The following is a 16,606-nucleotide window of genomic DNA, read 5'->3' on the forward strand; positions in this document are numbered from 1 at the left end:
AAAGTGCAAGGACGTTCAATGTGATAACCATCTACAATGGGCTATATTAGATATCGTCTCTTGACCTTTAGAGTCTAGGGAAGCATAGCAAAATGATTGCAATATCATATAATGTAGCACCGTTTTGTTAAAAATATATCTAAAATTATCTTTAGGTTAAGGACTGAATAACGTTTTACTTATCTCCTCCTATGCTAACTATTTTTGCCTAATACATGATTAGTTGTAATTTTATAGCTAACTTCACTATTAAATTATAAAATATATAGATTTAAATGATAATTTCTAATAAACGCAGTTAATAACGAGAATTAGGTAAATATACAAGCTAATATGATAACATTTAAAGATTTAATAATGAATGACTTAAACTACAAAACTATATATTAAACAATATACTTAATACCGTTTTATCATGATCAGGGGTTCAAAGGGGGCGGAAGACTCCATGGAGATGGATAGCCCCCCTTTGTAAGGCTTATATACTTCTTTTTCAAATATTCTATTATGCCCGACGTAGGGTTACGCTTCAGAGCTTACGCTGACGAACAAACATTGAGGGCGTTAAAAGCCCAGTTGAGGTTATCATGTGAAGCATATAATACCCTACGTTGAGCAGATGCGTATTTTCATGAAAGAGACGGAAAAGGACTCACTAAGACGGAGTTGAGGCAACTATCCCTTGACTTGAGAAAACAGGATGAACAGTATCAACAAATATATTCCCAAACATTGCAACAGATCGCAGACAGATTCTACGACGCTAGACAGAGGTTCTTCGATGGGTTAGCACGTTACCCAAAAGAAAGCACACAAGTGGTACTCCCTAGTGTATCCCCAGTCAGGTTGGAAAATCATGAAAGTGAAGGAGATCAGGACGAAAAGCAAGAAGAACAAGAAGAAGGTAATGACGTTAAAACTGTCAAACCTAGGGATCTTCAACGTTATTGTTCATAGGGATTTCCCGCTGGAAAAAGTAAAGAGGGTAGTAATCAAGTTAACACCATCAGGGAGAGTGTACATTACTTTCGTCGTGGATCAAGAGTACCCTCAACTCCCAAAGACAAACAAAGTAGTTGCTGTGGACGTTGGTGTAGAGAAACTTCTCACTACCTCTGACGGGGAATATGTCCCCAACCAGAGGCCTTATGAGAAGGCGCTCAATAAGACAAGGAGACTTCATAAAGCTCTTTCAAGGAAGAAGTTCTTGTCACACAACTGGTTTAAGGCAAAGATTAAGCTTGCAAGGGCTTATGAGCACTTGAAGAACCTTAGGATGGACATGTATATGAAACTGGGGAAGTATTTTGCTGAGCATTATGACGTCTTGGTCATGGAGGACATTCGCGTTAAGCAAATTGTTGGTAAGTCTCTTCGAAGGCTGAGGATGAGGCTTCATGATGTTGCTTTTCATGAGCTTAGAAGTGTCATGGAGTATCAACTTGGGAAATATGGTAAGGAGATTCGTTTTGTTAATCCTGCTTTTACTTCAATGACTTGTGCTAGGTGCGGGCATGTTAAGAAGGACTTAACTTTGGCTGATCGTGTATTTGTCCTAATTGTGGTTGGACTGTAGATCGTGACTATAATGCTTCTCTCAACATCCTGAAGAGATCGGGGTCGGAACGACCCTCACTGTGGAGCTGAGACCTCTACCTTTGGCAAGCCTCGGCTATGAAGCAGGAAGCCACGTCTGTTAGGGCGTGGCAGTTCATCTTTTCTCTATCGATAATTCTCTCTATCGATAATTTGAATTAATTCGTCCTTAGTTATACTTCCATTATAGTACATTTCTATAGCATTTATAATATCGTCCGGTAAATACTTACTTGATCTACGTCTAGTTGCGAAATAGACTGGAATAATAAGTCCCCAGCCTAACACTAGTATTCCTCCTATTATTTCGCCATAGATATCGGTGATATTCATAACACCTTCAAATACTAGTTTACCCTCGATGATGGAGAAGTATAGTCCAAGAATAATAATCGCTATGAATACAGAAATTAGTATAGAGAGAAGTATTAAGATAACCCGAATTAAAGGATCTTTAATTGCATAACTCATGTTTAATCAATAGTCTATCCTAAGTAATAAGATAAAGAATCCGTTCATTCTATGAACTCGATATATCTAAAAATTATTGTTATTATACTATGATTTACTTAATCTTATTTTTATAAATCTTAATATTTCCAGAATAATTCCAATAAATATAATAATTATTGAGAAATTAATATAGGTTTTGTTATAAAATATTTTTAAACCAGTAAAAGTTACGGTAGCATTTCCCTTTCCTACTAAAGTAAAATTATTAAGAGAAATACTCTGACCTTTTGTTAAGTTTTGCAAATCTACAAATAAATCAGAAATATTGGAATAGACAGAGAAGTTTCCTTTGTTTACATAAATTTTACCTAAAGTAAACCATGGCGGAGAAGTAAAATTTGATTTTACAGTAATAGTAGTAGTGAAGGGGAAAGTTATTTCACCTAATACTAGAATCAAAATTCCTATTGATAGTAAAATTAGACCGAGTCTCATACTGAAGCACCTTTGAATGAATAATAACTTATGGCTAGAAGAATGATATCAGATAATAATAAAACAGGATAATTAAATATGCCCATAAATTCTAGACCCAAAAATAGTAAGATGATAACTACTGAAAGGAAGAAGGCTCTAAATGGTCTCTTTGTTAGAATTGTAATAATATAGGAAATATTGCATAAAAATAAGTATGATGATAAAAATTCCAGAATCCAAACTAAATTTGTATTAAAAGATGCCAGATAAAATATTATAAGAGAGGAGAATATAAAGAAAATTCCAGGCAAAATTACGTCCACAACATATGAGTAAAAGAAAACCTTTTTCCTACCTTTCATTTGTAGGAAAGTAATTATTGTACCGTCATAAAAATCTTGTCCAATACCAAAAGGTATATTTCTTAATACCAATACTACTAAGATTATTGATACTAAAGTTATTGTTAAGTTGAATACAAATTGTTGCCTAGGAAGAATAACGTTCCTCGTTGCTGGAAAAAATATGTTATAAGATAGTACTATTCCTATACTTAGAGCGAATTCCAAATCTAAATAAGTTAAAAGACCATATACTCCATATCTGTGTTTTATTAATAAGCCAACTAACCCCAACCTATTTCCCCTTGCACGCTTTTATCCAGCAAAGAATTTCTAATGTAGAATATTCTGATTCCTTCCTTGATTAACTCTGAAACTATTTCCATCAAGTTACCTCTTACTTTCAATTGGTTCCCAGAGACTTCTATAGTGAAAGATCGTAAAACCGAAACAGCTCTTTCTACATTATCTACGACAATATAGAATTCTTCTAAGAGATCTTTTCTTATCATTTTTGATACTTCGCCGTTATATCTTAATATACCATTGTTTATCCCAAGAAGATGCGTAGATATTGCTATTAATTCAGGGGCTATATGCGAAGATATTAAAATCGTAGTATTCATTTTTTTTCTTAACTTTAAAAATATATTATATACCTCAAATCTAGAAACTATATCAAGATTTGCGGTGGGTTCGTCTGCTACAATAATTTCTGGATTCTTTATGAGAGAAAATATTATTTGAACCTTTTGCCTAGTTCCAGTTGACAAATCTTTAACTTTATTCTTAATAAAATATGATAAATTGAGTTCATCCATAAGCGATATGGCATCGGAGAAGCTAGAGTTAAACTCTAAGACAGTTTCTTTTATTATATCTTCTATTGTAAGAAAAGGAGGTAAGAAAGGCTTATCTAAAATAACAGATAATTTTCTTGGTAAATATTCGCTTTTCCAAGGATCTTCACCCATCACAAGAATTTTCCCTGAAGTCCTATTTATCAATCCAGAAATTATTCTTAGCAATGTGGATTTTCCTGCACCGTTTGGACCAACAATAGCCGTTATACTACCTTCCTCTATTGAAAAACTTAAACCATGTAAAGCCTCAAAATCTCCAAACCGTTTAGTTAAATTCCTTGCCTCAATAACAATCATTGCTAAGCTATAATCTAAGATAGTATCATTAAAAATTTTTGAACATATTGAACATATATTAGTGATCTAAGACTCTTGTTTAATCATTTCCTCGTTTTCGTCAATAATCATGACCTCATCGTTAATTCTTGTATATTTAACCTTCTTAGCAGTTACAAGTAAAATGATTTTTCTCCGAGAATCGATATTATATGGCAATTTTTCTCTAGAGAAGCATTAACTTGGAAAATATATTACATATTCTTTTGACATATTTTCTATTTCTTCATCACTATAACCTAAGTTACTTAGTATTTCTCTAGTATTCTCTCCAACTTTAGGCTCTCTCTTTCCTTCCAAAGAACCTATTAATGGTAACTTAGGGATTAAAATGTTATTGAGTTTCTCCCATTCTACTAATTCAGAATTAATTAAATTTGGTATACTATTTACTTCTGAAACAGGTATATCATTCTCTCTAAGTAATTTGACTATATCATTTATCTTCATCTTGCTAAATTTATCTTGCAATATTTTATGTAAAATATCCCTATTCCCAACTCTATCAGCATTATTTTTAAACATATTATCATTTAAGAGGTTCTCCATTCCTATTGCCTTGCATAATCTAATCCATTTATTGTTATCATTTACCGCTAAGTAGAACTCTTTCCCCTCAGAACTAACAAATAGTTCGTAAGGGGACCAAAAAGGTAATTCATCCTTTCCTCCTTCAAATATTTTACCGTACTTCTGATAAGCAATTAAATAGTATCCTAACCAAGCCAGATCAGCTTGAACTATATTTATTCTGTAATGTCCAGGTTTTTTAGTTAGCAATGCCCATAGTATTGTAATTACACAGTAAGTCGATGCGTTCATGTCAGTTATTGAGGCTGGCAATCTGGCTTTACCGTTAGCTTCCATAATTCCACTTACTGCCTCAATTATTGTTCCAAAAGCAGGTGAATTTTCATACTTACCTTTAGGATATCCTTTTATTGAGCAGTATACCAATGACGGATTTACGGAAAATATTACATTATCGCTAAATCCTAATTTATCCATAGTATTGGGCGATAAGTTCTCAATAAGAACATTAGATTCTCTTATAAGTCTTAAAAGTATTTCCTTCCCCTTATTTTTCTTCAGATCTATTGCGATTGATTTTTTTCCTCTATTATTAAATAGAAACATGGAATCCCCCATAATGTCATCTATTCTAGTAGGATCTCCTTGTATAGGCTCTATCTTTATAACGTCTAAACCTAAATGAGCTAAAATTTCTCCAGCATAGGGTGCAGAAATTATATGTCCTATTTCAATTGCTCGATACATTGTATTAATAGTTATTAATAACTATTAAAAGTTTAATCAGTTAAATTTCAAAAGAAACAAAGTTTATTAAAACATTAGACCATGATATTTTTATGGAAATAGATTTAAGAGAGCTTCAATTTTCAACATATGAGGAACTGATAAACAAATTCAATTGGAATATACCGCAAAACTTTAACATAGGAGAAGCTATACTGGACAGGAACAACGAAGATAGTACCGCAATATATTATGAAGACGAAGAAGGAAATAAAGCCTCTTATACCTTTAAGGAATTAAAGTCCTTCTCTGATTCATTAATTAAATTACTTACAGAAAAAATAGGGATAAAAAAAGGAGATGTATTAGGAGTTTTCCTACAACCAAGAGTCGAGACAATATTAACAATTCTTTCAATATATAGGCTTGGAGGAATTACATTATCTATTTCTCCATTGATGGGAACTGAAGCTGTAGAATATAGGATTAAACATAGTGAGGCTAAGGCTATTGTGATGGAAGGTTCAAAAAAGGATATTAGAGAAAAATTAAATAATATTAAAATTATTCTAGTTAATGATGAAGCTAAGCGGGACAATGAAATAGAATTTGACGAAATAAAAAGAGAAGCCGGAAATTATAGTGCTGTAAAGACAAAAAGTGATGATCCGGCTCAGTTATTCTATACCTCTGGTAGCACTGGGGCTCCTAAAGGTGTACTGCATGCTCATAGATTTCTTTTAGGACATATTCCAGCATATCAGCTTTATTTCGAAATGGCACCAAAAGATAATGATGTATTTTATACTCCTGCAGATTGGGGTTGGATAGGAGCTATAGGTGACGTAATTCTTCCTAGTTTATATTTCAAGAAGCCTATTGTTGCTTATAGAAGAGAAGGAAAATTTGATCCTAGCAGTAACCTTTCAATTATGCAGAAGTATAGGGTAACATGTAGTTTTATTCCGCCTACTGCATTAAGGATAATAAGGAGGGAGATTGAACATCCTGCAAAAGAATACAATTTAAGTTTAAGGGCTATTAGCGCTGCTGGGGAAGCAGTAGGAGAAGACTTAATTAATTGGGCTATGAAAGAATTGAGTCCTAACGTAAATGAGTTTTATGGATGTACTGAGGCCAATTTAGTTACTGTAAATAATTCCCTCTGGCGTAAAATAGGTTCCTTAGGCAAACCATCAGCAGGACATAAGGTAGCGGTAATAGATGAAGACGGTAAGATAATAATTGGCAAGATTGGAGAAATAGCTGTTAAGATTAAAGATCCAGTAGTATTTTTAGGTTACTGGAAAAACCCAGAAGCTACTGAGAGAAAATTTAGAGGAGAGTGGTTCTTAATGGGAGATCTTGGAATAATGGATGAAAATGGATATATCTGGTTTAAAGGTAGAGCAGACGATGTGATTAAAGTCTCTGGCTATAGATTGGGACCGGAAGAAATAGAGAAAATAATATTACAACATCCTTCTGTGCAAGACGTCGCAGTTATAGGAAAACCAGATAAGGTAAGAGGAAATATAATTAAAGCTTTCATAGTTCTAAAACCCGGTTATCATCCTTCAAATGAATTGAAAAACCAGATACAACAGTTAGTTAAGAATAAATTAGCATCTTATGCTTATCCTAGGGAGATAGAATTCGTTAATGAGCTCCCTAGAACTGAAACAGGAAAATTAAAAAGATTTGAATTGAGAAAAAAAGAAGAAATAAGATCTTAGTCTAGCTTTATTCCTACCTTATCTGGAGGAGATAACAGTACAATAATTCCTCCAATTATAGCAGCTAAAACGTCAAATGCAGATATACCAATAACTGGATTGTTAAACAAGATTCCTAGAGCAGTTACTATGTAAGGTGCAAAAGACGAAAATGCTACACCTAAATTTATGGAAAAGGCTATATACGAATACCTAACATTCGTTGATATATTTTCTGATAGCCATGCAGGAAATAGCGAATATTGAAATGCAAATAGAAAACCTAATAATAACCCTGCAAATATTGCGAAAACATACGATCCACTGTATAATAAATATACCATAGGATAAACTAAAATACCTATTATGAAGCCCGTTATTGCTATTAACTTTTTTCTAGCCTTAGTAACGTCACTTAGATATCCAGTTAATGGAGAAAGAAATAACCAAATTAAATTAGTAGCTAGTACAACATCATCTATTTCGTACGCTGTTAAATCTGTGTGAAGTTCCAAAAATGTAGGCATGTAGGCTATAATTCCGTAATAAATTGATCCACTAGCAAAAAGAACTATTGTTGCAATAATTACTAGCTTCCAATATTTTTTAAAAACAGTAATTATAGGAACTTTTTCTGGCTTATTGGCTACTTTAGATAACCATTCTACACTTTCACCCACTTTCCATCTCACAGTTAAAGCTATTATTAGAGGTATCGCACCAAACCAGAACATAATTCTCCAGCCTAAAGTTCCGAAGGCATTACCAGGAGCTAGGCTTAACGCTACTTCATTAGCTATTACTGCGAATATTAGGCCTAAAGCGGCTCCTCCTTGTTGAATTCCGCCAAATAGTCCCCTAAGACCGTCTGGAGAAAATTCTGAAACCAAAGTCATTCCTCCACCCCATTCTCCGGCTAAAAAGAAACCTTGCAGCATTCTTAACAATACTAATAACGCAGTAGCCAATACACCTATTTGATAGTAAGTAGGTAAAAATCCCATCATAATAGTGCCTATGCCCATGCCTAATAACGAAATAAACCATAACCTTTTCCTCCCTATTTTATCTCCAAAATGTCCGAAAAATAGGCCACCTATAGGTCTAGCAAAATAGCCTATTACTATGGTTAATAGGAAAAGCAGTAAACTCGCTATTCTACTCGACGAAGGGAAAAATAGCGGTGCTATTGTATTAGCCACATATAAATAAACTACTAAATCAAATAGCTCAAATCCCCATCCTAAATTGGCAGATAATGCAACCTTTAATGCAGTATTCTTATCTTTTCCACCATTATTTGCCATATCAATATAAGTAAAGAGATCTTATTAATAAATATTATTATATTATACTTTACGTAATACCTTTAATAAAATATCTGATTAAAATATTCAATAAATATCTTAGTTTAAAGCCTCAAAATCTCCAAACCGTTTAGTTAAATTCCTTGCCTCAATAACAATCATTGCTAAGCTATAATCTAAGATAGTATCATTAAAAATTTTTGAACATATTATCTTGCTTAATAGAGTTCATATCTTGTACCTCTTGACTTATTTCACTTAAACCTATTTGCGGAATTTAAACTGCTTAAAATAATAGAAAAATATATTTTCTTAAATATAATATAGATAACGATGTTATCCTTTGACAAAATATAAATAACGGTATATTATATCATTTTTATGCATAAAATGCATGGCAAACAAGTATACCTTGCTATCATAATTTCCATAATAGTAATATTGACAATAATTTACTATCCAGAAATCAATATTATAGTACAACAAAACGTTACGCTACCTAACTTCATAAAAATCTTCCTATACTCAAATGGAAAGCTAATAACAAATGGAAGTATAACAGTATTCGTATTCTACCCAACAGAACAAGGTACAGTATTTAAAAGAATATTCAATTCCTCACGACAAGAATACTATCAATTTCCTGTAAAAGATTTATTAAATTGGGCAAAAAATTGGTTAGCATATGATACTCAACACCGTACTTTAATATATCCTTCAATAATAGTTTTTGCATCTTATAGTATAAAAAATGAAACAACAATAGAAACATTAACGCAATCATTTTCTACATCATTAAACATTTCACAAATAATTAGAGGAATAGGAGGAAGAGATATACAAGTAATATTCAATCATCCAATAATAAAATATATCAAAACTAAAGATTTACAACAAAAAATAGACGTTGACACTACTACAATAACTACTACAATAACATCAACTATCAGACCAGGATACGAAACTATAACACTTAATCCTCATATACTAGGATGGTATCCTAGCAATTCATCAGTAGGTCCAATATCAATAGGAACAATAATAGGACCGACAAATATTACCGAATATCGTGCAAGTCTTTTTGAGGAGATAATTAATAAAGTAACGTCCTCAGAGAACGTTGGATTTTACATTTCTCAACCGCTATTAAAGCAACTTCCAGTAAGGGTTACTCTTCCAGGTCCCTCTTTAACGCTATACGATACTAACGACCTAGTAAAGTCTTATAATACTACTCCAATAGGTTCCAGTACTCCTTACGACGTTGGGCAATTATACATTATCGGTCAAGTAGCTTGGGTTAATTGGACTGAAATTTGTTATTATCCAAAGTTCGGTATAGAGCATGTTAATCATTTCATTCAAGTTATAATGACGTCAGTAGTAGCAGAGGAAAATGGTGACGCTTTTGCACCAAAAATAGATTCCCATTGCGTATATTCTATTTGTAATTCGTATAATGATTTGCCTAGAAACTCTTATTCATATTCTAAATCTTCTGTTCGCATTAAGGGAGGTGGTGGAGGCTTAGGGCTCATTGCTCCTGTTTACTTTAATAATTTAACTAACATTGGGTCTTCAAGTAATTTTCAACCATTCAGGTATGATACTCTTAATATTATTGGTGTTAATAACGACTATCAGATTGGAGTTAACGTTGGTGCTTTACTTTCTATTGCAATGCCAGAAGCTTCGCCAGAATTACTCGCTACTCTCGGCATGGTCAATATAGGAGTTACTTGGGAAAATAGTCAACTTTCGTTAACCCAAGCTACTGTATGTGCAGATAATTCCCTTATTACACCTCTCAATGTTTATTACTCAAATTATAGTGCTTTGTATTACATTAATGGTCAATATTATATTATACCTGATAATGTTTATTATTTGAATTATAGTTAATATTTATTGTGCATGAGCAATAATATAGTTCTTAAGAATTGGAGTTAGAGTTACCCATTACGATAATATTTTTATCTCACAAGATAATAAGGAGATTAGGGTGTTACAAGCAATTAGTGTATCAAAACGATATCATAAAGATTACGTGCTAAAAAATATTAACTTAACGTTAAATTCAGGAGATAAAGTTGGTATAGTTGGTTTGCACAATTCTGGTAAGACTGTACTTATGAAATTATTAGCAGGTGATGAAAAACCGTCTTCTGGGAAGATCCTCATAGATGGAAATAAGCTAGATAAAAGAAAGATTGCATATATTCCTCAAATTCCTCTCTTTGATCCTATACTTAAAGCTAAAGATATAATAAGGTATGTAGGTGATGAGGAATACTTGGAAAAAGTAAATATAGATAAGGAAAAAAAGATAAAAAACATGTCCCTTGGAGAAAAGAAGCGATTGTCACTAGCTTTGTCTTTATCGTTTTCGCCAGAGTATCTTTTAATCGATGATATCACGATGGACGAAGAGTCAAAAGAATTTTTTCTAGATTTTATTAGAAAATTTCACGGAGGAGTAGCAGTTTCTTACCATAATTTGAAGGACGTATGGGAAGTTATAGATAAGATTATAATACTCTCTAAAGGATCTATATCATTTATAGGGAAAAAAGATGATATAAAATTCAAAATAATTAAGATAAGAAATTCAGCCGATGTTCTAAGATTTTTTACTAAATACTATATGAAAGAAGGAGAGTATGTAGAAATATGGGAAGAATTTAGTGATAATAGCGTAGAAGAAAAACTAAAGGCTTTAGGAATAAATTACGATACCATAGAGGCTTCTCCAGATGAGATTTTTCTCCGTTTTTTCGCTTGAAATTAAAAGACTGTTTTCACTATTTTTTCTTATAGCAATCTCTATATTAGTTGCTGTAAGTCTTGCTCAGTTACATTCTCCATCATTTAATATAGTTGGAGTAATTGCATGCTCTTCTGATGGCGTAGAAATAGTTGGATACGGATTTAACTTTGACGGACAAGGAGTTCCATTAACAGTAAATATTTCTATAGACGGTATACAAAAAACTGTAGTGAGCAATAATGGTACTTTTTTAACTTTTATTCCAATTTTTTTCCCAAATGGATCTAATATTACAATACATATTCATTCAAACAATGAAACCTACGTTATATCTAAAATATTATCAAATAACTTTACGACATTTGCGGAAACTTCAATAGATTATTCAAAACTCGAATATAATAATATTTCTATGGTTTATGTTAAAGGGATTACTGTTATTGCTGCTTCTCCTTCAATAAAATATGTTTATGTAAATGGAGAAAAAATGAACGTGAATTCAAACATATTTACTGTAGGTTCAGATAACGTTAAACCTCCATTTGGAAAAATGGATAACTTAAAAGATTCTCAGATAATTGGAAAAAATATATATTATATTTTATCTATTATTGGAACTAACATGGGTCTTGTTTCAATTATCGCATACTTCTATTTATCAGTATTTCCCCGTAGGCAATTGGATTTAATATTTAGAGTTGCTGGAGTTAGCAAAATTTATTTGAGTAAGCTGTTTTCGATGTTAATATTAACACTCTTGATATCGTTACCTTCAATAGCTATTTTCGCTGAGATTAAAGGGATATTTTTATCTTCAATAACACCATATTTGTTTATTATGATCATGTACTCTTTGGCAGTTTACGGTATTTCTCCTTTAATGAAAAGCAAGGAATTAGTATACACCACCGTTATAATTGCTGCATATTTATTAAATTTGGTATTTTATAATGCTGAAATTTTAAGTACAGTAGCCTTAATACTTCCGTTGATAGGCTTCATTAAACTATGGTGGGGGCACAAGTGAACAAGCTATCACTACTTATCATGGTAATATTTATATTATCAATAACAACTTACGTTCAAGGTCAATCAACAGAAATTCAATCGTCTGGTGCTGAAGATACAACCACTATCCATTACTCTATTATCACTCAAATAACATACGTTCCACTAAATAATACTTACGCCGTAATAGTTGAGAAGTATCTAAATAACGGAACGATTATAACAATATATGAAAACGGAAATTCTATTAGTTTATATTGTGAAAATATAAGTATTGGAAATATAACACACATAACGTTTCCTCAATTTAAATACGTATCAAATGCATCATCTATGGTTATTAATATTCACACTAAATTATTCGAATATAACCTACCTCCTATAGGAATATTTGTATATAAAGACTATATTATTGTAGAATTTTCACCATATTCTAGTTATTTTAAGTTCTATGTATTTAACTCTAAATTAATTGAGATAAATCAATTTACACTATTTACAAAAAATAATATAAAAAACGAGGGAATACTAGGAATATCTGGAAAATATCTTCTATATTATAAAGGGAAAATAACTTATAAGAATATTACGATAGAGGGAAATAATACAGGAAGTTTCTTAAATTCATTACTTTTACCACAAATAATATTTTTTACAACTAAAAACACTACATCCCTAATAGCAACTATCCCAGAAATATCAAACATAACTGTCTATATGTATAATTTGTTAAATGGAAATATTGAAAATAATATATACTTAAGAAATGTTACTATCTACGAGTATCCATCCCTTGTCTTAGTACATAATATCTCTGCTATTACTGCTAATGGAGTTTTTTTATATACTAGCCAAGAACTAATTCCTGCTATTGTTCAAGGAGTAATGTCTGTTAATGGAGAAACATTAAATTGTACATTAACTACATCTCTTTCAGATTTTATATATAAGGAAAAAATATTAGATTTAGAAACGTTATGCTACAATAATTTCAGTATTGTAAATAAGAGATTTTACGTTGTAAATCTTTATAACGGTAAAGTTAACTTGTCTCCAAAATATAATATATTAGAACAAATTATATATTGTAATGATTTAATAGTAGTAAAAAAGAATATTATTTACTTTTTCCCATTTAGCATTTATAAAAATACATATTTATATACACCTAATTTTACGTTTTTAGGAAAAACTAGCTTCATCCCAGCACAACCTATAAACACTATTTTTATAAATATGCCTCCTTCTTATATGGTACCTTATATTGTACCAAGAATATCGCAAATATTTTCGTCTTATAATCCTGAAACAAATTATATCTACTATCATGGATATATTTACTTAAGTAATTACTTAGATACGCTAATTATACATAATAATCGATCTATTCAATTAAATAATACTATGTTATATTTCTTTGGAAAGCCTATATTAATTGAGAAGGAATTAGGAGGATACAAAGTAATGGAACTTAACGGAGACAAAATCTTAAAATACGTATATGTGAAGGCAAACAATTTTTCTACATGGAATACAATTACAATCAATAAAGGAGAGATTATAAATCAGAATGAAAATAGTACTACAAATGTTACTTATTTTACAGATACTGTATTTTTAGGAGTAGGAGATTTTATAATATTTCACGACAATAACACGAATATATTACTTGAACTGTCTAATCTAACCGCTATTAATTTATTTAACACTAACCTTATAGGAGTTTATAAAACGAATCTTATTTTAGTTAACGAAAAGAATCTTCAATTAGCTAATAACTATAGTCTCACTAATAATTTAATCTATAATAATATTAACATTAATATTAAAACATTTTCAGATTTGACAAATTATTCATTATTTCTAATTCCTCTATCAGTGGCAATTATTATTATAGGACTTTTAAGGCTAAGGAAAATATTATGATATGAAATACTCATTTTCACTTTTTTCTCCCTTCTTCCGTCTTTCTTCTTCCATTTTTCTTAATTCGTTTCTCCTTATCTTACCGCTAATAGTTTTAGGTAACTCTGGAACAAATTCTATTATTCTAGGCGCTTTATACACCATTAGGAGTTTTTTGACGTGATTAGAGAGTTCTAAGGCTAATTCGTACGATGGTTTATATCCTTCTTTCAATACTACAAAAGCCTTTACAATTTGCCACCTATTAGGATCTGGAGATCCAACAACTGCTGCCTCAGCTACAGCTGGATGCTCTAGGAGAGCGCTTTCAACTTCGAATGGACCTACTCTATAATCTGAAGTTTTTATTATATCGTCAGCCCTTCCTACAAAATACCATCCTTTTTCAGTATAAAATGCCTTGTCTCCAGTATAGTAGTAGCCGTTTCTAAATGAAGCTTTATTTTTCTCATTGTCCGAATAACCCTTAAAAAGTCCTATAGGCCTTCTATCTAATTTGACTGCTATATGACCTACTAACCCTTCCTTCACTTCTTTACCTTCGTCATCCAATAATCTAACATCATACATGGGGGAAGGTTTTCCCATAGAACCTGGTTCGCTAGTATCCCAAGGAAAGTTCCCTATCATTGCAGTAGTTTCAGTTTGGCCGTAGAAATCTCTTATAGTCTTGCCAAATTTATCTTTCCATATTTTTATTACTTCAGGATTCAAAGGTTCTCCCGCAGACACAACTTCTCTTAATTTATCAAATTTATAATCCAGTTTTAATGTTATAAATTGTCTCCATGCAGTTGGAGGAGCACAAAAGGTATTTACTCCAAAACTTTCAATAGTATCTAAATATTTTTTAGGATCTAATTTACCGGAATAATTTATACCTAAAACAGTAGCTCCCATTATAAACGGAGAAAAGAACGAACTCCAGGCAAATTTAGCCCAACCAGGTGCACTTAGGTTAGCATGTATATCGTTGCTCTTAATGCCTATAAAAGACGCAGTAGATAAAGATCCTACTGGATAACTAACTGCTGTATGTATTACCCTCTTAGGTAAACCTGTAGTTCCAGAGGTAAAGTAATTCAAAATTTCATCATCAGGATAAGTAAGTTCTGGATATGCACTATCACTTTCGTCTAAAATGGAATCATAACTTATCCAACCTCCTTTTTTACCTATTACTATCTTTAAAGTGTCCACATTAATCTTTGTAGCACTAACTTCGTCTGCAATTATTGCTTTCGGTCTTAGGTCTTTGAATCTATAATTAAGCTCGTATTCTGTTAAGTTAATTGCTGTAGGAACACCTATGAATCCTCCTTTAATTACTGCCAATAATGAAATCCATTGCTCTGGAATTATAGGAGTCATTATATATACTGGATCTCCCTTTTTTAAACCTTCTTTTCTAAGAAAATTCAATAATTTATTAGTTTGAAGAGACAAATCTCTATAAGTTAATTTCTTTTCCTCGTTCTTATCCATATCCACCCAAATTAACGCAGTCTTTTCCTCAGTCTTTTCGAAGACTTCTGATACCCAATTAAAGTACTTCGGATTAAAGTTGTTTGCCTCACTAAGTATGGAATATATCTTTCCTATATCTCTTTCATTCATCGCTTTCCTAAACTCGTCGAAAAGATGTATCATAATATAAAATTGATTAATCATATAAATAAGCTTTTTTTAATAATTTATCAAATTAATTAAAATTAACTTTAAATATCTTCATAAAATTATCTCTCATAATTCCACTATCATAACCTAAAGAGGAAATTACCATTTTTGCATGACCTAATAATGTTTGACCCTTATAATTGGGAAAATCACTTCCATAAATAACCCTATCCCTAATTTCCTTTATGCCAGGTAAATAAGAAAGTATTTTTAATGGAGGTATCGATGAAATTTCAAGATATACGTTTGCATAATTTCTTGCCATGAAATAGGCGTTAGAGGTCCATAAAGGCCTTCCAGAATGGGCTAAAACTATTTTTAATCTAGGAAAATCCTTAATAACATCATCAATATATATGGGATCGCCGTATTTATTTCTGGACATCGATGTATTGCTTGTACCCGTATGAAAAACAATGGGTAATTTCATGTCTTCTGCAAAAGAATATATAATTTCAAGATTTTTCAAATTCCCTTCTTCTTGTCTATAGGCATTAGGCTTAAAATAATGATGAACTGGATGAAGCTTTATTCCAATTATGCCCTTAGAATATTGATTTTCCAATTCTTTCTTAACATCTATATTACAATTTGGATTTATAGTTCCCATCTGTAAATATACTGAACTAGTTTTCCTCAATTTAAGCTGAGAATAAAATCCATCGGTGCAGGATTTATTCCCACAAGGGAAAGAAGGAATTAATACTATATAATCAAGCTCTATTTCCTCATCAGCAATTATTACTTTTGGTTCATTTTCTAATCCTATACTTTTAAGAAAGTCGTAACAGTGCGAAGGCATATTTCCCATACCTAAATGAACATGAGAGTCAATAACATGATACATAGTAATCACTTCCTAATCTTCTATAGACTAAAACTC

At 31.6% G+C, this 16,606-nt stretch carries 13 protein-coding genes and 1 pseudogene; 6 read left to right on the forward strand and 8 right to left on the reverse strand.

Annotated elements, in window-relative coordinates; translation table 11 throughout:
* Positions 1-507: 507 nt before the first annotated feature.
* Positions 508-1,700, forward strand: a pseudogene (locus tag DFR85_RS31260) (RNA-guided endonuclease InsQ/TnpB family protein).
* Between the two features lie 22 nt (positions 1,701-1,722).
* On the opposite strand, the gene DFR85_RS31265 reads toward DFR85_RS31260, so the two are convergent.
* The 5 genes from DFR85_RS31265 to DFR85_RS31285 form a co-directional block, all read right to left on the reverse strand.
* On the reverse strand, positions 1,723-1,929 hold the full coding sequence (locus DFR85_RS31265) for a hypothetical protein (protein WP_110271961.1): 207 nt from the start codon (positions 1,927-1,929) through the stop codon (positions 1,723-1,725).
* 225 nt (positions 1,930-2,154) lie between these two features.
* A complete protein-coding gene (locus DFR85_RS31270) occupies positions 2,155-2,544 on the reverse strand; it encodes a hypothetical protein (protein ID WP_110271642.1) in 390 nt (129 codons plus the stop codon).
* Complete coding sequence (locus tag DFR85_RS31275; RefSeq protein ID WP_110271643.1) at positions 2,541-3,161, reverse strand: hypothetical protein; 621 nt, start codon at positions 3,159-3,161, stop codon at positions 2,541-2,543. Before DFR85_RS31275 ends, DFR85_RS31270 begins: the two co-directional genes overlap by 4 nt.
* On the reverse strand, positions 3,152-4,027 hold the full coding sequence (locus tag DFR85_RS31280) for an ABC transporter ATP-binding protein (RefSeq protein WP_110271644.1): 876 nt from the start codon (positions 4,025-4,027) through the stop codon (positions 3,152-3,154). The genes DFR85_RS31275 and DFR85_RS31280 overlap by 10 nt, the downstream gene beginning before the upstream one ends.
* Positions 4,028-4,243: 216 nt before the next feature.
* Positions 4,244-5,344: a CaiB/BaiF CoA transferase family protein gene (locus DFR85_RS31285; protein ID WP_110271645.1), complete on the reverse strand. Its 1,101-nt coding sequence runs from the start codon at positions 5,342-5,344 to the stop codon at positions 4,244-4,246.
* Positions 5,345-5,436: 92 nt separating this feature from the next.
* Here DFR85_RS31285 and DFR85_RS31290 point away from each other — a divergent pair, with 92 nt between their 5' ends.
* Positions 5,437-7,059, forward strand: a complete 1,623-nt coding sequence (locus DFR85_RS31290; RefSeq protein ID WP_110271646.1) for an AMP-binding protein — start codon at positions 5,437-5,439, stop codon at positions 7,057-7,059.
* Here the strand turns inward: DFR85_RS31290 and DFR85_RS31295 are convergent.
* On the reverse strand, positions 7,056-8,345 hold the full coding sequence (locus DFR85_RS31295) for an MFS transporter (protein WP_110271647.1): 1,290 nt from the start codon (positions 8,343-8,345) through the stop codon (positions 7,056-7,058). The genes DFR85_RS31290 and DFR85_RS31295 overlap by 4 nt on opposite strands.
* Before the next feature lie 381 nt (positions 8,346-8,726).
* On the opposite strand from DFR85_RS31295, the gene DFR85_RS31300 reads away from it, so the two are divergent.
* The 4 genes from DFR85_RS31300 (at position 8,727) to DFR85_RS31315 (ending at position 14,046) form a co-directional block, all read left to right on the forward strand.
* The gene (locus tag DFR85_RS31300) at positions 8,727-10,247 is read left to right on the forward strand and encodes a hypothetical protein (protein WP_246252944.1); all 1,521 of its coding nucleotides are present in this window, start codon (positions 8,727-8,729) and stop codon (positions 10,245-10,247) included.
* Between the two features lie 100 nt (positions 10,248-10,347).
* On the forward strand, positions 10,348-11,127 hold the full coding sequence (locus tag DFR85_RS31305) for an ATP-binding cassette domain-containing protein (protein ID WP_110271648.1): 780 nt from the start codon (positions 10,348-10,350) through the stop codon (positions 11,125-11,127).
* Positions 11,099-12,139 carry a hypothetical protein gene (locus DFR85_RS31310; RefSeq protein ID WP_110271649.1) on the forward strand — a complete coding sequence of 347 codons (1,041 nt, stop codon included), beginning with the start codon at positions 11,099-11,101 and terminating at the stop codon, positions 12,137-12,139. Before DFR85_RS31305 ends, DFR85_RS31310 begins: the two co-directional genes overlap by 29 nt.
* Complete coding sequence (locus DFR85_RS31315) at positions 12,136-14,046, forward strand: hypothetical protein (RefSeq protein WP_162582892.1); 1,911 nt, start codon at positions 12,136-12,138, stop codon at positions 14,044-14,046. Before DFR85_RS31310 ends, DFR85_RS31315 begins: the two co-directional genes overlap by 4 nt.
* Here DFR85_RS31315 and DFR85_RS31320 read toward each other — a convergent pair.
* Positions 14,041-15,696: an acyl--CoA ligase gene (locus DFR85_RS31320; protein WP_210433923.1), complete on the reverse strand. Its 1,656-nt coding sequence runs from the start codon at positions 15,694-15,696 to the stop codon at positions 14,041-14,043. The two genes, DFR85_RS31315 and DFR85_RS31320, sit on opposite strands and share 6 nt — an antisense overlap.
* Before the next feature lie 52 nt (positions 15,697-15,748).
* Positions 15,749-16,570, reverse strand: coding sequence for an amidohydrolase family protein (locus DFR85_RS31325; RefSeq protein ID WP_110271652.1), 822 nt, complete (start codon positions 16,568-16,570; stop codon positions 15,749-15,751).
* Between the last annotated feature and the right edge of the window lie 36 nt (positions 16,571-16,606).

Source organism: Acidianus brierleyi (genome assembly GCF_003201835.2).
Lineage (GTDB): Archaea > Thermoproteota > Thermoprotei_A > Sulfolobales > Sulfolobaceae > Aramenus > Aramenus brierleyi.